This is a genomic window from Nonomuraea wenchangensis, assembly GCF_900111685.1.
GTDB lineage: Bacteria > Actinomycetota > Actinomycetes > Streptosporangiales > Streptosporangiaceae > Nonomuraea > Nonomuraea wenchangensis.
Genome location: NZ_FOHX01000002.1, coordinates 484,980 through 502,367 on the forward strand (window position 1 = coordinate 484,980; position 17,388 = coordinate 502,367).

The 17,388-nt window shown below is 72.3% G+C and carries 20 protein-coding genes and 1 tRNA gene; 10 read left to right on the top strand and 11 right to left on the bottom strand.

Features of this window, described 5'->3' with window-relative positions; all coding sequences use genetic code 11:
• Positions 1-50: 50 nt before the first annotated feature.
• The 3 genes from orn (at position 51) to BMW85_RS06315 (ending at position 1,213) form a co-directional block, all read left to right on the top strand.
• Positions 51-644, top strand: a complete 594-nt coding sequence (gene orn, locus BMW85_RS06305; RefSeq protein ID WP_091078043.1) for an oligoribonuclease — start codon at positions 51-53, stop codon at positions 642-644.
• Positions 645-753: 109 nt separating this feature from the next.
• A tRNA-His gene (locus BMW85_RS06310) sits at positions 754-829 on the top strand.
• A 159-nt stretch (positions 830-988) separates the two neighbouring features.
• Entirely contained in the window at positions 989-1,213 is a 225-nt protein-coding gene (locus BMW85_RS06315) for a helix-turn-helix domain-containing protein (RefSeq protein WP_091078046.1), read from the top strand.
• A 116-nt stretch (positions 1,214-1,329) separates the two neighbouring features.
• On the opposite strand, the gene BMW85_RS06320 is transcribed toward BMW85_RS06315, so the two are convergent.
• A complete protein-coding gene (locus BMW85_RS06320; protein WP_091078048.1) occupies positions 1,330-1,995 on the bottom strand; it encodes a helix-turn-helix domain-containing protein in 666 nt (221 codons plus the stop codon).
• Between the two features lie 139 nt (positions 1,996-2,134).
• Here BMW85_RS06320 and BMW85_RS06325 point away from each other — a divergent pair, with 139 nt between their 5' ends.
• Complete coding sequence (locus BMW85_RS06325; protein ID WP_218155684.1) at positions 2,135-3,355, top strand: NAD(P)/FAD-dependent oxidoreductase; 1,221 nt, start codon at positions 2,135-2,137, stop codon at positions 3,353-3,355.
• Here BMW85_RS06325 and lat read toward each other — a convergent pair.
• From lat to BMW85_RS06340, 3 genes are all read right to left on the bottom strand, one after another.
• A complete protein-coding gene (lat, locus tag BMW85_RS06330) occupies positions 3,345-4,637 on the bottom strand; it encodes an L-lysine 6-transaminase (RefSeq protein WP_091078053.1) in 1,293 nt (430 codons plus the stop codon). The genes BMW85_RS06325 and lat overlap by 11 nt on opposite strands.
• 120 nt (positions 4,638-4,757) lie before the next feature.
• A complete protein-coding gene (gene trhA / locus BMW85_RS06335; RefSeq protein ID WP_177240518.1) occupies positions 4,758-5,405 on the bottom strand; it encodes a PAQR family membrane homeostasis protein TrhA in 648 nt (215 codons plus the stop codon).
• Positions 5,406-5,425: 20 nt separating this feature from the next.
• The gene (locus tag BMW85_RS06340; RefSeq protein WP_177240519.1) at positions 5,426-6,922 is read right to left on the bottom strand and encodes a penicillin-binding transpeptidase domain-containing protein; all 1,497 of its coding nucleotides are present in this window, start codon (positions 6,920-6,922) and stop codon (positions 5,426-5,428) included.
• A 61-nt stretch (positions 6,923-6,983) separates the two neighbouring features.
• Here BMW85_RS06340 and BMW85_RS06345 point away from each other — a divergent pair, with 61 nt between their 5' ends.
• Positions 6,984-7,829 (top strand): spermidine synthase, encoded by an 846-nt coding sequence (locus BMW85_RS06345; protein WP_245774656.1) that lies wholly within the window; start codon positions 6,984-6,986, stop codon positions 7,827-7,829.
• A 4-nt stretch (positions 7,830-7,833) separates the two neighbouring features.
• Here the strand turns inward: BMW85_RS06345 and BMW85_RS06350 are convergent, their stop codons facing one another.
• The 4 genes from BMW85_RS06350 to BMW85_RS06365 all read right to left on the bottom strand — a co-directional run bounded on the left by BMW85_RS06350 (position 7,834) and on the right by BMW85_RS06365 (position 10,288).
• Positions 7,834-8,163, bottom strand: a complete 330-nt coding sequence (locus BMW85_RS06350; protein WP_091078062.1) for a nuclear transport factor 2 family protein — start codon at positions 8,161-8,163, stop codon at positions 7,834-7,836.
• Positions 8,160-9,269, bottom strand: coding sequence for a low temperature requirement protein A (locus BMW85_RS06355; RefSeq protein WP_177240520.1), 1,110 nt, complete (start codon positions 9,267-9,269; stop codon positions 8,160-8,162). Before BMW85_RS06355 ends, BMW85_RS06350 begins: the two co-directional genes overlap by 4 nt.
• A gap of 74 nt (positions 9,270-9,343) precedes the next feature.
• Complete coding sequence (locus tag BMW85_RS06360; RefSeq protein WP_091078066.1) at positions 9,344-9,916, bottom strand: superoxide dismutase family protein; 573 nt, start codon at positions 9,914-9,916, stop codon at positions 9,344-9,346.
• Between the two features lie 96 nt (positions 9,917-10,012).
• Positions 10,013-10,288: a 4a-hydroxytetrahydrobiopterin dehydratase gene (locus tag BMW85_RS06365; protein WP_091078069.1), complete on the bottom strand. Its 276-nt coding sequence runs from the start codon at positions 10,286-10,288 to the stop codon at positions 10,013-10,015.
• 65 nt (positions 10,289-10,353) lie between these two features.
• Here BMW85_RS06365 and BMW85_RS06370 point away from each other — a divergent pair, with 65 nt between their 5' ends.
• Together BMW85_RS06370 and BMW85_RS06375 are read left to right on the top strand one after the other, a co-directional pair.
• Complete coding sequence (locus tag BMW85_RS06370; protein WP_177240521.1) at positions 10,354-11,586, top strand: alkyl sulfatase dimerization domain-containing protein; 1,233 nt, start codon at positions 10,354-10,356, stop codon at positions 11,584-11,586.
• Between the two features lie 20 nt (positions 11,587-11,606).
• Complete coding sequence (locus BMW85_RS06375; RefSeq protein WP_091078075.1) at positions 11,607-12,023, top strand: nucleotide triphosphate diphosphatase NUDT15; 417 nt, start codon at positions 11,607-11,609, stop codon at positions 12,021-12,023.
• Between the two features lie 8 nt (positions 12,024-12,031).
• Here BMW85_RS06375 and BMW85_RS06380 read toward each other — a convergent pair whose 3' ends face one another.
• Positions 12,032-13,246 carry an aminotransferase class III-fold pyridoxal phosphate-dependent enzyme gene (locus tag BMW85_RS06380; protein WP_091078077.1) on the bottom strand — a complete coding sequence of 405 codons (1,215 nt, stop codon included), beginning with the start codon at positions 13,244-13,246 and terminating at the stop codon, positions 12,032-12,034.
• Positions 13,243-14,160, bottom strand: coding sequence for a carbohydrate kinase family protein (locus tag BMW85_RS06385; protein WP_091078079.1), 918 nt, complete (start codon positions 14,158-14,160; stop codon positions 13,243-13,245). Before BMW85_RS06385 ends, BMW85_RS06380 begins: the two co-directional genes overlap by 4 nt.
• 47 nt (positions 14,161-14,207) lie before the next feature.
• Here BMW85_RS06385 and BMW85_RS06390 point away from each other — a divergent pair, with 47 nt between their 5' ends.
• The 3 genes from BMW85_RS06390 (at position 14,208) to BMW85_RS06400 (ending at position 15,795) form a co-directional block, all read left to right on the top strand.
• Entirely contained in the window at positions 14,208-14,801 is a 594-nt protein-coding gene (locus tag BMW85_RS06390; RefSeq protein ID WP_091078081.1) for a TetR/AcrR family transcriptional regulator, read from the top strand.
• 47 nt (positions 14,802-14,848) lie between these two features.
• The gene (locus tag BMW85_RS06395) at positions 14,849-15,484 is read left to right on the top strand and encodes a class II aldolase/adducin family protein (RefSeq protein WP_091078084.1); all 636 of its coding nucleotides are present in this window, start codon (positions 14,849-14,851) and stop codon (positions 15,482-15,484) included.
• A 68-nt stretch (positions 15,485-15,552) separates the two neighbouring features.
• On the top strand, positions 15,553-15,795 hold the full coding sequence (locus BMW85_RS06400) for a DUF2188 domain-containing protein (RefSeq protein WP_091078086.1): 243 nt from the start codon (positions 15,553-15,555) through the stop codon (positions 15,793-15,795).
• Between the two features lie 8 nt (positions 15,796-15,803).
• Here the strand turns inward: BMW85_RS06400 and BMW85_RS06405 are convergent, their stop codons facing one another.
• Positions 15,804-17,375, bottom strand: coding sequence for a DUF885 domain-containing protein (locus tag BMW85_RS06405; protein WP_091078089.1), 1,572 nt, complete (start codon positions 17,373-17,375; stop codon positions 15,804-15,806).
• Between the last annotated feature and the right edge of the window lie 13 nt (positions 17,376-17,388).

Consider the following 17,388-nt stretch of genomic DNA (forward strand, 5'->3'; position numbering starts at 1 on the left):
GGGGGTAACAAGCGGGCGGATCGCTCCGAGCCGCTGGGCGAGGAGATCGTATGAGTGACTTGCTGGTCTGGATCGACTGCGAGATGACCGGGCTCGACCTCGGGCGCGACGCCCTGATCGAGGTGGCCTGCATCATCACCGACAGCGAGCTCAACCAGCTCGACCAAGGCGTCGACGTGATCATCAAGCCGCCGCCCGAGTCGCTGGAGCAGATGTCGCAGGTGGTGCGTGAGATGCACACCGCCTCGGCGCTGCTGCCCGAGCTGGCCGGCGGGATGACGCTGGCCGAGGCGGAGTCGCTCGTGCTCGACTACATCCGCCACCACGTGCCCGAGCCGAAGAAGGCCCCGCTGTGCGGCAACTCCATCGGCACCGACCGCACGTTCCTGGCCCGCGACATGCCGGCGGTGGACGGCCATCTCCACTACCGGATGATCGACGTGTCGTCGATCAAGGAGCTGGCCCGCCGGTGGTATCCCCGCGTCTACTTCGCCGCGCCGGAGAAGCAGGGCGGGCACCGCGCGCTGGCCGACATCACCGAGAGCATCAGGGAGTTGCGCTACTACCGGGCGGCGATCTTCGTGGAGCAGCCGGGGCCCGATTCGGTGACCGCGCGAGCCCTCGCGGAGCGGGTCAGCGGCTAGGCCCGAGCGGGTCAGCGGCTGAGCGGGGCGTGTCAGCGGATAAGGAGTGGCGTAAAGACTCCCGAACCCCGCTACACTTTTCCTGTGCCACCTCGCGCGGGTGGTCATGGTGGGTGTAGCTCAGTTGGCAGAGCACCAGGTTGTGGTCCTGGGTGTCGAGGGTTCAAGTCCCTTCACTCACCCCATGCGCACGACGGCCGGTCCTGATGGACCGGCCGTCGTCGTTTTTCTCCCGACAATCGCCACCAAATCACGACAATGCGGGTTATGCTCGCTGTCTACCGCTAACGCCGGAAGCACGGGGGCCTCGGCGATCTGACCGTCTTCGCGCCCCCGGAGGCCGGATGAGAGTCGACGACGCAGCGTTCGAGAGCGTGTTCACGTCCCTGAGCAAACGGGAGATCGAGGTCATGGACCTCATCGCCGACGGGGAGTCCAACGGTCAGATCGCGCGGCGCCTGTTCCTCAGCGAGAAGACCGTCAAGAACCACGTGAACCGCATCTACGCCAAGCTCGGCGTGGACAGCCGGGTCACCGCCATCGGCCTCTGGAGGTCCCGCCACCAGTAGCCGGCCTCCGGCCGGGACACCGGCCGGGGGCGACGCGGACAGTGCGACGCGGCCGGTGCGACACGGCCGGTGCGACACGGCCGGTGCGACACGGCCGGTGCGACGCTGGCGGGCCCTCAGGTGCCCGGGTCGACGCGGCGGCCGGTCACGCGGGTGGGCGTGATCTTCAGGTATTGCCCGCGGTCGCCGCCCGCCCACGGCTCCACGCCCGTGGCCACGGCCGCCGCGCGCTCCTCCTCGTCCGTCACGTGGTGCAGCGAGCCCTGCACCAGGACGCTCCAGCCGCCTCGCGTCCGCTCCTCGATCCGATCGACCTCGAAGGCCACCACGTACTCGACGTCGGCCACGCCGGTGCGCAGGTCCTCGTCGGTGGAGCCGCCGGGCGAGGTGCGGAAGACGATCGCGCCGTCCAGCAGCCGGAAGTTGACCGGCAGGACGGTGAGCCCGTAGCGGCCGTCGAACGCGATGCGGCCCACCCCGCCGGGCTCCAGGAGCCGCAGGCTCTCCTTCTCGTCCAGCACCACCAGCTCGGGGTGCGCGGCGGCGGGCCCTCCGCCCGCGGGCGGCTCGGCGAGCAGCTCCTCGACGGTCGTCTCCAGGGCTCCGGCCAGGCGGGCGAGCGCCTCGCGCAGGGGCAGCCCGGCCCGTCCTTCGAGGTAGGCGACGTAGCCGGCCTCGACCTTCGCGCGTTCGGCCAGCTCCTCGCCGGTGAGGCCGAGCGCTTCGCGGCGTTCGGCGATGCGGTGGCCGAGGCGCTCGATGGTGGTCACTTGCTGCGACATCGGTGATCTCCTCCCAGGGATCACCGTAACCCCATTTCCCGGCGCACAGGGAAGGGGGGCCTTTCTTCTCACCTTGGTTTAACCGACGCTGACGGAGTCATAGGACTCCATGGCGCCGTCGAGGGGGAGGAACCCGGTCATGGTAAGGAGAACGCGGGTCGTGGTGGTCGGAGCCGGTTTCGCCGGTCTCGCCGCCACCCGGGAGCTGGCCAAGGGCGGGGCGCTGGTCACGGTGGTGGACCGCAACCCGTACTCCACCTTCCAGCCGCTGCTCTACCAGGTGGCCACCGCCGGCATGGGCACGGCGGACGTGTCCTACCCGATCAGGACCTTCGCCGCGAGGTGGCCGAACGTACGGGCCCGCCGGGCCGCGCTCAGCAAGGTGCTGCCGAACGAGCGGCGGGTGGAGCTGGAGGACGGCACCTCCCTGGAGTACGACTACCTCGTGCTGGCCACCGGCGTGACCACGAACTGGCTCGGCGTGCCGGGCGCCAGGGAGAACGCGCTGCCCATCTACTCGCTGAGCGACGCGGCCGTCCTGCGGCGGCGGCTCCAGCACTATCTGGAGGACACGGCGGCCGGGCGGCGCGAGAGCACCAACGTCGTGGTGGTGGGCGCGGGCGCGACCGGCGTCGAGGTGGCCGGCACGCTGGCCGAGCTGCGCCGCCGTACGCTGCCGCTGACGCATCCCGAGGTCCGGCCGGACCAGACGAGCGTGACGCTGGTGGAGCGCTTCGACTACGTGCTGGCCCCGTACAAACCGCGGCTGCGTCAGGCGGCGGAGAACGCGCTGCGCAGGCGCGGCGTGCGGATGCGCCTGGGCTCGACCGTGGCGTCGGTGGAGCCGGACGCGGTGGTGCTGAAGGACGGCACCCGGGTGCCGAGCGACGTGACCGTGTGGGCGCTCGGCGTCACCGCGCCCGACCAGGTCGCCGACTGGGGGCTGCCGCAGGGCAAGGGCGGGCGGATCACGCTCACCGACGCGCTGAACGTGCCGGACCATCCGGAGATCTTCGTGGCCGGCGACCTGGGCGCGCCACCGAAGCCGCTCCCCCAGCTCGCCCAGCCGGCGTTGCAGATGGGCAGGCACGCGGGGCGGCAGATCATCGCGGCGGCCAAGGGGGAGCCGCTGCGGCCGTTCCGCTACAGGGACCCCGGCATCATGGCGACGGTGGGCAAGGCGGAGGCGGTGCTGGAGCGGCCCAGCGGGCTCACCATGCGCGGTTTCCCCGCCTGGCTGATCTGGATCTTCGTCCACATCGCGTATCTGCTGGGCGGGCGCAACCGGATGATCGTGCTGCTGGAGTTCTTCTGGCGCTACCTCGGGCCGCGCCGCACCGCCACCAGCGTCACCCAGTGACCGGCGCCTCGCCGCCGACCGCGGCCGTCAGCGCGCGCAGCCCGTGGTCGAGGTCGGCCTCCGGGATGTTGAGCGCCGGTCGCAGCCGGACCGAGCGGGGCCCGCAGGCCAGCACGAGCACGCCGTGATCCTCCCTGAGCCGGGCCACCAGGGCGTCCCTGTCGGCCGGGGAGGGCAGGTCGAAGGCGGCCATCAGGCCGCGCCCGCGCACGCCGGAGACGGTCTCCGGATGATCGGCCTCCAGCTTGACGAGACGTTCGAGCAGCACGGTGCCGAGCGTGGCGGCGCGCTCGATCAGGCCGTCGCGCTCGATGATCTCCAGGATGCCGCGGCTGCGGACCATGTCCACCAGCCCGCCGCCCCAGGTGGAGTTGATCCGGCCGCTCACCTGGAACACGTTGTCGGGCACCAGGTCGATCCTTCGGCCCGCCATGATGCCGCCGACCTGGACCTTCTTGGCGAACGCCACGACGTCGGGCTCCAGCCCGAGCTGCTGGTAGGCCCACGGCGTGCCGGTCGTGCCGCCGCCGGTCTGGACCTCGTCCAGGACGAACAGGGCGTCGTACTCGTGGCACAGGCGCTGCATGGCCTGCAGGAACCTGGGCGTCATGTGGTTGTCGCCGCCCTCGCCCTGGATGGGCTCGGCGATGAAGCAGGCGATGTCGTGCGGATGCCGTTCGAACGCGGCCCTGGCCTGGGCCAGGGCGCGCTCCTCGGCCGCCTCGACCTCGCCGAGATGGGTTGCGGGCACCTCGACGCGCGGCCAGTCGAAGGCGGGGAAACGGTCGGTCTTGCCCGGCTCGGTGTTGGTCAGGCTCATGGTGTAGCCGCTGCGGCCGTGGAAGGCCCGGGTCAGGTGCATGACCTTGGCGCCGAGGTCGCGGGAGCGGCCGGCCGCCTCGTTGCGCCGGCTCTTCCAGTCGAAGGCGGCCTTGAGCGCGTTCTCGACGGCGAGGGCGCCGCCCTCGACGAAGAACAGGTGGGGCAGGGCGGGGTCGCCGAGCACGCGGACGAAGGTCTCCACGAAGTCGGCCAGGTGCTCGGTGTACATGTCGGGGTTGGCCGGTTTGTTACGTGCGACCTGGCCGAGCAACCGTACGAAATCGGGGTCGAAGGGCGGGTTCACGCCCAGGGGGGCGGAGGCGAAGAAGGTGTAGAAGTCCAGGTAGCGGCGGCCGTCGCGGGCGTCGACGAGCCAGGATCCGCGGCTGCGCTCCAGGTCGAGCACCAGGCGGTAGCCGTCGACGAGCAGGTGGCGGGCAAGGCGGGTGTGTACGTCCATGTCGCCTCCACTGTGGGCAGATGGGTCGTTCGCTTCTCCGGTGAAGCGCCGACCCACACGTAAAAATTACGGGATAACTACCCATTAAGTGAAGTTCTTCAACGGCCGCCGCCGTGCCGATCAGCCCTGGGAGTAGACGACGATCGACACCGCGATGTACTGCACGAGGTACGCGGCGATGGTGAAGGCGTGGAAGACCTCGTGGAAGCCGAACCAGCGGGGCGAGGGGTCGGGGCGGCGCAGCCCGTAGACGACCGCGCCGGCGGAGTAGAAGACGCCGCCCACGGCGACGAGCACCACGGCGGCCACCCCCGCGCCCTCCAGGAGCTGCGGCATCACGAAGATCGCGGTCCAGCCGAGCAGCAGATAGAGCGCGGTGGACAGCCAGCGCGGCGCGTCGAGCCAGAACAACCGGAACAGCACGCCCGCCGCCGCACCGGACCAGATGACGCCGAGCACGGCCACCCGCGCCACGCCCTCCAGGGCGAGCAGCGCGAACGGCGTGTAGGTGCCCGCGATGATCAGGTAGATGTTCGCGTGGTCGAAGCGGCGCAGGACGGCGGCCAGCCTCGGCCCGAGCGTGCTCCTGTGGTAGGTCGCCGAGATGCCGAACAGCAGGGCCGAGGTGATCGCGTAGACGGCGGAGGCCAGGCGGGCCTGCAGCGTCGGGCCGAGCGCCACGAGCACGAAGCCCGCGACCAGGGCCACGGGCAGCGCGCCCGCGTGCAGCCAACCGCGCAGCCTGGGCTTAACGGTCAAGGTCGTCATATAACCTACGGTACCGTAGGTTAGAGGCCGTTGAGGAAGCGGACGGCGATGGGCACGGCGGCGCCGCGCCCCGATCCTCCGTGCCGGACGAACACGCAGAAGGCCAGGTCACCGCGGTATCCGATGAACCACGCGTGCGACCCGCCGTCCGGCGTCTCGGCCGTGCCGGTCTTGCCCGCCACGCCCGCGGGCAGCCCCATGCCGGACGCCGTGCCGTGGTCCACGACGGCCGCCATCATGGACCTGAGCGCCGGCACGACGCGCTCGTCCATGCGGACGTCCTCGCTCGTGACGCCGTCCACGCGGCGCACCTGCTCCTTCGACAGCAGCCGGGGCGAGCGCCAGGTGCCGCTCTGCACGGCGGCGGCCAGCGCGGCCATGCAGAGCGGCGTCGTCACCACCTCGCCCTGGCCGATCACGTCCTCGGCGAAGGTGTCCACGCTCTCCGTCACCGGGACGGTCCCGCAGCTCCCGCCGATCCCGGTCACCACCTGTCGGCCGAAGCCCCACGCGGCCGCCGTCTCCGCCAGCGCCGCCGAGGTCAGCCGGCTGGTCGCCTGCTCGACGAACGTGGTGTTGCAGGAGTGGGCGAAGGCGTCGGTGAACGTGACCGTCCCCCGGTCCACCTCGCCGTCGTTGCGGATCGTACGGAAGCCCGGCACGGTGTACGAGCCGGGGCACGGCACCTCGGCCAGCGGATCGAGGCCCTGCTGCAGCAGCGCCGCCGCGGTGACCGTCTTGAAGACCGAGCCCGGCGGGAAGACGTCGCGCACGGCGCTGTAGTTGTCCTTCAGCCGGTCGGCCAGGCCCAGGATCTCGCCGGTGCTGGGCCGGACGACCACGATGGTGGAGTCGTCCACCGCGTCCAGTGCGCGGGCGGCGGCCGCCTGGACCGAGCGGGAGAGGGTGGTGCGCTCGACGTTCGCCGCCGGCTTCTTGCTGAGCAGCGACCGGTCCGGCTGCCCCGGCGTCTTCAGCAGCAACTCCCAGCCGGAGCGCGCCTCGGCGAACTCGGGCTTCAGCGGATCGAGATAGGCGTCGGCGTAGCTGTCGTGCGGGATGCGGTCGCCCTCGCTGGTCACGAACTCGGCCGAGGTCGTCTCGATCTCCCCCAGCTCCAGCCGCGCGCCGTCCTTGAGCAGCGGGTGCAGCGTCTCGGGCGTCCACAGGACCTTCCACGCCCGGTCGCGCACGGCCAGCCGCAGCGTGCCGTCGAACGGCCACGGGCCTAACTCCGCGAGCCGGCGCACGCCCGCGAACGGCACCTCCGCCATCTCCTCGCCCGTCCGCCGCAGCGGCCCCGGCGTCAGCGCGATCGACTCGACGTGCAGCTCCTCCGACAGCGCCCGGTGGCGGGGCACGAAGTCCGCGGGCGGCTGGTGCACCAGCCGCTCCATGCCGAGGACGTCCCCTTTGCTCCAGGCCGCGAAGTAGGCCGCCGCCGTCCCGGCCGCGCTCCCCTTCACCCTTTCCGCCGCGAAGACGGCGAACGCGCCCGCGCCGACTATCGCGGTCATCGCGACAACGAGCACAATCAGCCTTCGGCGTCGCATACGGTTTCTCCCGGGAGGGATCAGCGTGACACGTGGACAGCGGGAACCGGCGCCTGGGGTCTATCCGGTGACGTTCGGCGAGGTCGAACTTCTCCGGGACCTGGACAGGCAGGACGGCTGGGTGCTGTCCAAGGATGGCGTACCCCAGTCTTATGTGGATCTCAAAGACCCCACATTTCTGGAATTCGAGTACGTACGTCTCATGGCGGACGTGATCGACCTCCTCGACGACGGACCGCTCAGCTGCCTCCACGTCGGCGGCGGCGCCTGCTCGATCCCGCGCTACGTCTCCGCCACCCGCCCCGGCTCGCGCCACATCGTGATCGAGCCCGACGGTCTCCTCGTCAACCTGGTACGCGAGCAGCTCGACCTGCGTTCGGTGCCGCGGCTGAAGGTGATCGTGGAGGGCGGGCGCACGGGCACCGGCAAGGTGTGGGACGACACCGCCGACCTGGTGGTGCTGGACGCCTTCACCGGCGCGACCATGCCCATCGAGCTGGCCACCACCGAGTACATGGGCGACCTGGCCCGCGTCCTGCGCCCGGAGGGCACCCTGCTGGTCAACCTGGCCGACGGCAAGGGGCTCGCCTTCGCCCGGCGCCTGGTCGCGACCGTCACGGAGACGTTCAGGCACGTGGCGCTGCTGGCCGAGCCCGGCGTCCTGCGGGGGCGGCGCTTCGGCAACCTCATCGTCGCCGCCTCCCGCGCGGAGCTGCCGCTGGACCTGCTGACCCGGCGCGCGGCCGGCGGCCTGACCCAGGCCCGGTGCGTCCACGGGGAGGCGCTGACGAACTTCGTCGCCGGCGCGGCCCCCATCAGGGACGGCGACCACGTGCTGGCGCCGGTCCCGCCGCCCGCCGTCTTCGGCTGAGCACTCAGGCGAGCGGGCGCGCGGCAGCGGTCTGCCGCCAGATGAGGCCGTCGCGCAGCACCAGCGTGCCGTAGGTCTCGACCCGGTTGCCGCCGACGGTCATCCGGGCCTGGTAGAAGATCACGTCGTCGCTCGTACGGACCGAGACCACCTCGTCCACCTGCGGCTTCGCCTCCAGATAGGCGGCGAAGAGGCCCCGGACCTCCGCCGGGCCACTCGCCACCCGGTCGAAGCGGACCACGACCGCCTCCGGGTGGTATTGGGCCAGCAGGGCGTCGAGATCGCCGGCGGCGATGGCGGCGAGCTGACGGTCGAACACGTCCTGGGCGGTCATGCGGCGGCTCCTTCCACGGGGCCTTCCACGGGGCGGGGACGGAGGAGGTCGTAACCGACCTGGGCGGCCGCGTACGCGAGGATCAGCGCCAGCGCGGCGGCGGTGGGCAGCGCGGCCGAGGCGAGCGTGAGCGCCGCGGCGGCCAGGCGCAGCGTGGCGGCGCGACGCCCGCCGGAGCACAGGTGCTGGACGCCGAGCACGGCGAGCACCAGCGCGGCCGGTACGCCGACCGCCCAGCTCGTCGCGGCCGGATGGGCGATGGCCTGCTCGACGCCGATCGCGTACGCGACCAGGCCGAGCGACAGCGGCAGGTGGGAGTAGACCCAGACCTGCCCGGCCAGCCGGGTTCGCAGCACCACGGACTCGTCGGTGTGGCCGAAGTAGAGCCACCAGAAGGCCATCGCGATGGCCACCCCGGCGGCGGCGACGGCGAGCGTGCCCGGCGTCACCTCGTGGCCCTTGAGCCCGACGGCCACGGACCTGACGGCCTCGCCGAGCACGATGACCACGAACAGGCCGAACCGCTCGGGCAGGTGCTCGGTCTGCGGCGGCAGCTTCCCCTGGTGGCGGCGGGACAGCAGCGGGGTGCCGAGGTCGACGAGCAGGGCCACGGCCCAGAACGCGTAACGCACGGGCGGCTCGACGGCGAGCGAGGCCAGCCAGACGAGCGCGGCGACGGCGAACCCGGCGGCGTAGCGGGTGGTCAGCGGCCTGGCCTCGGGCACGTGCCGCCCGGCCCGGAGGTAGGCGACGACGAGCAGCAGCCTGGCCGCGACGTAGGCGAGCGCGAACAGCCCCGAGCGCTGCTCGATGTCGCCCACGGCGGCGGCCATGGCGGCCACGGCGAGGATCTGCGGCAGGGCCAGCAGCCGATGGCTGACGTCGTCGGTGTCGAACCGGTTGGCGTAGAAGACGTAGCCCGCCCAGGCCCACCAGACCGGCACGAACAGACCGACGTAGACGAGGAGGCGGCCCTCACCGAGCGCGGCGGCCAGCTCGGCCACGGCCACGACGAAGGCGAGGTCGTAGAGGAGCTCCAGCCAGGTGACGCGGCGGTGCGCGTGCTCGAAGAGCCGTAATCGGGGTGGCTGCCACTGGCTGGTCACTGCGCTGCCCTTCTCCAGTATGTAATTGTGTAAGTGTCGCACCGCGAGAAGCTCGGATGAAACCGGTTTCGCGATCAGCGCAGGGTCAGGCAGGCGACCCGGTCACCGGCGGTGCCGGCCTGCGGGCCGCTGGTCACGGTGGGCTTGGCGTGGATCACCAGCGAGCCGGGCAGATGGGCGGGGTCGAACGCCCAGCCCTGCTTGGCCGTGGACCGGCCCGCCCCCTCGGCGTCGGTGGTGAAGTCGAGCCAGACCTCGCTGGCCGGGGTGATCTGACCGGGGTGGTGCTGGTAGTGCGGACCGGCGTCGTCGGGCTTGCCGCCGCAGGGCTTGGCGTGCAGGTGGGCGCCGTAGTGGTGGCCGGGCAGCAGGCCCTCGGCGACGAGCGAGGTGCGGGTCGCGCCCGCCGACGACTCGACGGTGACGCTGACCTGGGCCCCCTGGGGGACGAGCGTGCGGTTGTAGGCGATGACGCCGGTGTCGGTGGTCGTGAACTCGCCCGCCGAGGAGAGGTTGACCGCGCCCGCCTGGGCGGCGCCCGCCGGGGCGGCGGCGCGCTCGTCCGGCCCCGCGGCGTGCATGGGCGGGGGCGAGCCCGCGCAGCCGGCGGCGGCGAGCAGAACGAGCAGGAACGCGGGCACACGCATGTGAACTCCCCCAAGGTCCGGAGCCGGCGGCTGCCGAGAGGCCACCCACTCTAACGAGTGACCACGGCACTACGGGGAGTATTGGCGAGAAGCCCGTCAGGCGCCGTGCTCGGCGGCGATGGCGTCGATGACGGCCGCCAGCGTGAAGTCGAGCTCGGTGAGGCCGCCCTGGTCGTGCGTGGTGAGCGCCAGGTGCAGGGTGCGCCAGCGGATGTCGATGTCGGGATGGTGGTTGAGCTCCTCGGCCTTGACCGCGATCGCGTCGACGATCCGGATGGCCGCAGGGAAGTCGGGCGCCTCGACGGTGCGCCGGATCTCCTCGCCCTCGCGCCGCCAGGCGGGAAGGTCCTTGAGCCTGCTCTCGACGTCCATGAGGCAACCTTATGGCAGGGCCGGGTCCTTGCCGGGGGGCGCTCCCCCGACGCAGAGTGGGTCACATGATCGAGGAGTACGCGGACCGCGTCTGGCGCGGCGAGTCGGACGACAGCATCGTGGACGCGGGCCTGGCCGGCGGCGGCGTCCACCCGATCGCGGGCGGGGTCGGCTGGTGGCAGGGCTTCGGCAACGTGATCGCCTTCGCGGGCGAGGGCGAGCTCGCGCTCTTCGACACCGGCAGCCCGTTCTCGGCAGGCCGGCTGCACGAGGACGTACGGGCCTGGAGCCGCGCGCCGCTGACCACCGCGTTCTACTCGCACGGGCACATCGACCACGTCTTCGGGCTGGGGCCGTTCGAGGAGTCGGGGCCGCGCGCCACCGTCTACGCCCACGAGGCCGTCGGCGACCGCTTCCGGCGCTACGTGCTCACCAACGGCTACAACGCGGTGATCAACCAGCGCCAGTTCCAGGCGGACGACCTGCGCTGGCCGACGGAGTACCGCCACCCCGACGTGACCTACCGCGACGCGCTGACCGTGCGGCGGGCCGGGCTGACCTTCGAGCTCACGCACGCCAAGGGCGAGACCGACGACGCCACGGTCGGTTACGTCCCCGAGCACCGGCTGCTGCTGCCCGGCGACCTGTTCATCTGGGTGACGCCCAACTGCGGCAACCCGCAGAAGGTCCAGCGTTATCCGCGCGAGTGGGTGCACGCCCTGCACCGCATGGCCGCCATGGACGCCGAGATCATGCTGCCCAGCCACGGCGCGCCGATCTTCGGCCGCGACCGCATCAGGCAGGCCCTGCTGGAGACCGCCGAGTGGCTGGAGTCGCTGGTCGCCCAGACCCTGGACCTGCTCAACGCCGGGGCCAGGCTGGACGAGATCATCCACACCGTGCGCCCGCCCGCGCACCTCTCCGACCGGCCCTACCTGCGGGCGCGCTACGACGAGCCGGAGTTCGTCGTACGGAATCTGTGGCGGCTCTACGGCGGCTGGTACGACGGCAACCCGGCCACGCTCAAGCCCGCCCCCGACGCCGTGGTGGCCGGGGCGGTCGCCAGGCTGGCGGGCGGTCCCGCGGCGCTGGCGGACGCGGCGCTGAAGGCGCTGTCCGACGGCGACGAGCGCCTGGCCGGGCACCTTTCCGAGATGGCGGCCCTGGCCGCGCCGGACGACGCGGGGGTGCACCGGGTGCGGGCGGAGGTGTTCGCGGCGCGGGCGGCGAACGAGCGCTCCCTCATGGCGAGGGGCGTCTTCGCCTGGGCCGCCGCCGAGTCGGGGAAGCGGGCCTGAAGCCGTTACGGTGAGGTCCCGTGGATCGGATCATCGGTGTCGGCGTCGTGCTCACCGCGCCCGGCGGGCGCATCCTGCTGGGCGAGCGGGTCAAGGCGGGCGAGCCGCCGTCGTGGTGCCTGCCGGGCGGGGCGGTGGAGCCCGGCGAGGGGTTCGAGGCGGCCGCCGCGCGTGAGCTGCGCGAGGAGACCGGCCTGTCCGACGCAGGGCCGCCCCGGGTCACCGCCGTGGTGCTCGACCATCCCGGGGAGGGAGTGGTGCGGGTGACCGCGGCGGTGACCATGGAGCTGCGGTCGGGCGAGCCCGTGGTCACCGAGCCGCACGTGTTCCGGTCGTGGCGCTGGTTCGCCGTGGGCGACCTGCCGTCGCCGCTGTTCCCGGCGACGGCGCGGCTCCTCGGCGGCCACGGCGACGGCCACTACCGCGTCACGAGCTGAACCCCGGGTCAGCCGAAGTGGGCACGGGTCTCGGCGAAGGCCAGGTCGGTGCCTTCGAGCGCCTTGGCGACGTCCTCCTCGGTGTGGGCCGCCGACATGAACCAGTTGTGCCACGGGTGCAGGTAGACGCCGTGGCGCAGGCAGGCGTCGCTCCAGTGCATGGCCACGGACAGGTCGGCGTCGCCGTCGAAGCTGAGCCACGGGATGGTCACCGGGCCGGTCTGGTTGACCACGAAGCCGTGCGCCTTCGCCTGGGTGTAGAGGCCCTCGCGGAGCTGGGCTCCCGCGCGTTCCATGGCGGCGATGGCGTCGGTGTCGCGCAGCGTCTCGATGGTGGCCTTGGCCGCCGCCATCGCGACCGCGGAGAACCAGAACGAGCCGGTCGAGTACAACGTCTGGGCGGCGCCGCGCAGCGCGTCGGTGCCGGTGACGGCGGCGATCGGGTAGCCGTTGGCCATCGCCTTGGACCAGGCGGTCAGGTCGGGGCGGACCCCGTACGGCTCCCAGGAGCCCCGCAGGTCGATCCGGAACCCGGCGCGCACGTCGTCGATCACCAGCGCCGCGCCGATCCGGTCGGCGAGGGCGCGGGCCCCGCGCGCGAAGGCCGGCTCGACCAGCTCCTGGTCCTCGAACGAGTCGTGCTTGAACGGCGTCACGATGATCGCCGCCACGTCCCCCTCGACGGTGGCCGCGGCGGCCTCCAGGGACTCCAGCGAGTTGTACGCGAACTCCACCAGGTCGGCCCGCTCGTTGGGCGTGGTGCCCGCCGGCGAGGGCGTGCACCAGGGGTCGGCCCCGTGGTAGGCGCCGTGCGCCATCAGAACCTTGGTCCGGCCGGTGGCGGCCCGCGCGACCATGAGGGCCTGGGTGGTGGCGTCGGTGCCGTTCTTGGAGAACATCGCCCAGTCGGCGCTCGGGATCAGGTCCACGAGCAGCTCGGCCAGCTCCACCATGATCGGGCCGGGGCCGTTGAGGCAGTCGCCGAGCGCGGCCTGGCGGGCGGCGGCCTCCTCCACGCGCGGATGCCGGTGGCCCAGCACGACCGGGCCCCAGCTGCACATGAAGTCGATGTACTCGCGGCCGTTCACGTCCCACTGGCGGCAGCCCTCGCCCCGCTCGAAGAACTGGGGGAAGCCGGGGGCGAACAGGGCCGCGTTGAGGTGGCCGTACATGCCGCCGGGGACGACTTTGGCGGCCCGCGCGCGGAGGTCGGCGTCGTTCATCGAAGCATCCTTAGGGTCGAGTCGAGGTCGGTGAGGCCGGCGTCGGAGCCGAGCCCGGTGGCGACGCGGGCGGCGGCGGCCGTGCCCCAGCGGGCGGCGGCGAGGACGTCCTCGCCGTGGAGCAGGCCGGTGAGGAAGCCGGCGCAGTACGCGTCGCCGCAGCCGGTCGTGTCGACGACCTCGGTCTTGATGGCCGGCACCCGTTCGGCCCCGTCGCCGGTGACGACGAGGCTGCCCTCCTCGCCGAGGGTGACGAGCACGCCGCGCGGGCCGTCGGCCAGCAGCGCGCGGGCGGCCTCCTCGACGTCCTCGGCCCCGGTCATGAGCCGGGCCTGGGACTCGTTGGGCAGGACGTAGTCCACGTGCGGGAGGAAGGCCCGCGCCATCCCGAGCAGGTCGGGCAGCTCCGACAGCAGGTCCATCGTGACGACGGCGCCGGCGGCGCGGAGCTCGTCCAGGAGGGCGAAGAAGGCCGGGTCGCCGAGCCCGAACGTGACGTCCACGCCGCCGAGGTGCACGCCCCGGGCGCGGCGCAGCACGTCGGTGTCGAGGTCGGCGGGGACGACGGAGAGGTTCGCGCCGGGGACGTGGAAGCTGGGCCGCCCGCCGTCCGGCCGGATGGGCAGGATCGAGGCGGCGGTCGCCTCTTCCGACTTGCGCCGCAGGCAGGAGGTGTCGACGCCGCGCTTGGCCAGCACCATGAGCAGGAAGTCGGCGAGTTCGTCGTCGCCGACCGCGCCCATGGTGACCACGTCGTTGCCCAGTTTGACCAGATCCACTGCGGTGCCGGCCGCCGCGCCGGCGGCCGTGAGGCGGATCTGGTCGACGAGCACGGTGTCCTGGCCCTCGGGGATGTGCTCGACGGGCCTGGCGAGGATGTCGACGATGTGGACGCCGACGGTGACGACGGTCATAGTCTAAATAGACAGACGTCCGAATAAAACGTCAAGTGGAGGTTTCGATGCCGAAGATCGTCGACCACGACGAGCGCAGGCGAGAGGTGCTGTCGGCGGCCCGCCGGGTGATCGTCAGGGACGGCATCGACGCCGCGACCACCCGGGCCATCGCCAAGGAGGCCGGCTACTCCAACGGCGTGCTGGCCCACTACTTCGCCGACAAGGACGAGATCCTGCTGTCGGCGCTGCGCCAGTCGCACCAGCGCATCCGCGAGCGGCTGACCGGCAAGGTGGAGGGCTCGAGCGGCCTCGCCGCGCTGCGCGAGCTGCTGCTGGACAACCTGCCGCTGGACGCCGAGCGTACGCAGGAGTCGCGGCTGGAGGTCAGCTTCTGGAGCCGCAGCCTCGCCTCCGAGCGGCTGGCCGGGGTGCAGCGGGCGGAGGCGGACGAGCTGCGCGCCGCCGTACGCGAGCTGCTGGGCCAGGCGCGGGCGGCCGGCGAGCTGCGCGGCGACCATCCCGACGACGGCCTCGACGACCTCGCCGAGCACCTGCTCGCCCTCGTGGACGGGCTCAGCCTGCACCTGCTGCTCTACCCGGACCGGCTGAACCGGGTGGACGTCGAGCGGCTGATGCTGCGCGCGCTCGACCGCCTGTGACCGCGCGCGATTGCCCGTATTCGGACGACCGACTAGATTGCGCCCTCATGGACCTTCGCGAACAGCTCTGCGCGTACGGCCGCCGTGCCGTCGAGCTCGGCCTGGTCATCGGCACGTCCGGCAACCTCAGCGCGCGCGAGGGCGACCTCGTCGCGGTCACCCCGTCCGGCGTGGCGCTCGACCGGCTCACGCCCGAGATGTGCCCGCTGGTCGACGTCGAGGGTTACCTGGTGGAGGGCGAGCTGCAGCCCTCCAGCGAGACGCCCATGCACCTGGCGATCTACGCGAGCACCGACGCGCGGGCCGTGGTCCACACGCACTCGGTGTTCGGGACGGTCGTGGCCACGACGATGACCGAGCTGCCGCCGGTGCACTACAACGCGCTGCTGCTCGGCGGCGTGGTCAAGGTCGCCCCTTATGCCACGTACGGCACCGACGAGCTGGCCGCCAACGTGCGGGAGGCGCTGGCCGGCAAGCAGGCCACGCTGCTCGCCAACCACGGCGGGGTGACCATCGGGCCCGGCCTGGAGCAGGCGTTCGAGGCCACCCGGCTGCTGGAGTGGCTGTGCGAGGTCTACGTCAGGGGCCTGGGCGTCGGGCGGCCGGCCGTCCTCACGGACGAGCAGCTGGCCGCCGTGGTCGAGCGGGCGCTCGACCCGCCGTCGTTCCCCCGGCGCGGCTGACGCGTGACTGCCGGGCCGATCACGGGGTAGACGCCCGGTCCAGTGTCAGTCGCGAGAAAGGAACGATCATGGCCGGACAGGCCAACTCCCGAGACGTCGTCCAGCGCCCCGACGGCACCTGGGCGGTCACCAGGCCCGGCTCCGAGCGCGCGCTGCACACGGCCGCCACCCAGGCCGAGGCGGTGGAGCGGGCCCGCGAGCTGCTGCACCGCGACGGCGGCGGCGAGCTGCGCGTCCACGGCACCGACGGCAAGGTGCGCGACCAGCGCACCATCGCCCCCGGCAACGACCCCACTCCCCCGAAGGGCTGAGCCCGCCGCTAGCCCAGCGCCGCCTTCTCGGCCAGCCCCAGAGGCAGGCCGCCGGAGCCGGCGATGCGGTCGTGGAACTCCTTGAGCGAGCCCTGGAACGACTGCCGGATCCGGTCGATCTCGATGGCCCCCGTCAGGTACGAGGGCGCCTGGGTGGGCCAGGCGCAGTAGCGGTTGACCTCCCCCTGGGCGGTGCCCGGCGACAGCGACGCCTTCGTGGCCATGAACGTCTCGGCCTCCTCGATCGACATGTCCTCGCAGTGCAGCGCGGTGTCGACGACGATGCGGGCGGCGCGGAAGATCCGGCAGTCCAGGTGGGCCAGCTCGGTGGCGGGGGTGTCGAAGTAGCCCTGCTCGTGCAGGAGCTTCTCGACGTACAGGGCCCAGCCCTCGCTGAAGTAGGGGGTGCGGAAGACCTTCCTGACCGTGCGCGGGTTGCCCGCCATGTACGACAGGTGCCAGTGGTGGCCGGGATAGGCCTCGTGGACGGCGATCGAGGGCATCTGGGCCCGCGAGTTCGTCCGCAGCCGCTGGCGCACCTGCTCCTCGGTGAAGTCGTCCGGCGTGTACGGCACGAAGAACACGCCGGTGCGCGAGCCGGCCAGCGGCGGCGGCGCCAGGTAGTGGGCGACGGACAGGACCGGCCGGGTGTACTCGGCGGAGGGCAGCACCTGGCACTCCTCGCCGTCGGCGAAGGTGACCAGGTCGCGCTCGGCGACGAAGGCGCGGGCGCGCAGGGTCTCGGCCTCGTACTCGGCCCGCATGTCGGCGAGGGTGGGCGGGTGATCGTCCATCAGGGACTCCATGGCCGCGCGCCAGTCCTCGCCGCCGTTCACCCGTACGGAGACCTCCCGCATCCTGGCGTCCAGCTCGGCCCAGGCGGCCTTGCCCTTCTCGTGCAGCTCGGCGGCGCCGTAGCCGAGGAGCTCGCGCTCGCGGAGCAGGGTGGAGTAGAGCTTCTCCCCCATGCGCCAGGTGCCGCCGCAGGTGAAGCCCTCCAGGAAGGTCACGAGCTCGTCGAAGGCGCGGGCGGCGGGCTCGGCGGCCTCGGCCAGCCTGGCGCGCAACCCGTCGTCCCCGACCATGCCGGGGATGGTGCGGGTGAGGAAGTTGCGGCCGGTGCGGGCCTGGCCGAGGCCGCGCTGGACGAGCAGCGGCGCGGCGAGGTCGGGGTCGAGGTTGGCGCGGCAGGCGGCGAGCACGCCGGGCACCTCCGCCAGCCGGGAGATGGCGGCCGCCACCAGCTCGGGCTCGGGCTGGAGCCGCCGCTGGAACGGGGTGTACATCGCGCCGAAGACCGGCGAGAGGTAGACGCCCGGGTCGCGGCGCCACTCGGGCCAGGACGAGGCGATCGCGATCGAGCCTCTGAGCTGGGAGAGGACGAGGTCTCTGTCGATCTCGTCGTCGAGGGAGGCGGTGGGGAGCCCCTGCAGCCGCTCGGCCCAGCGGGCCTCCTCGCGCTCGCGGGCGGCCCAGCCGGCGGCGGTGAAGTCGCCTAGGGTGTGATCGTAACCGTCCGCCCCCAGCAGGCTGGCGAGCACGGGATGGTCGGAAAAGTACCACTTGAGAAACTCGTCCACCGCCGCACCTTAT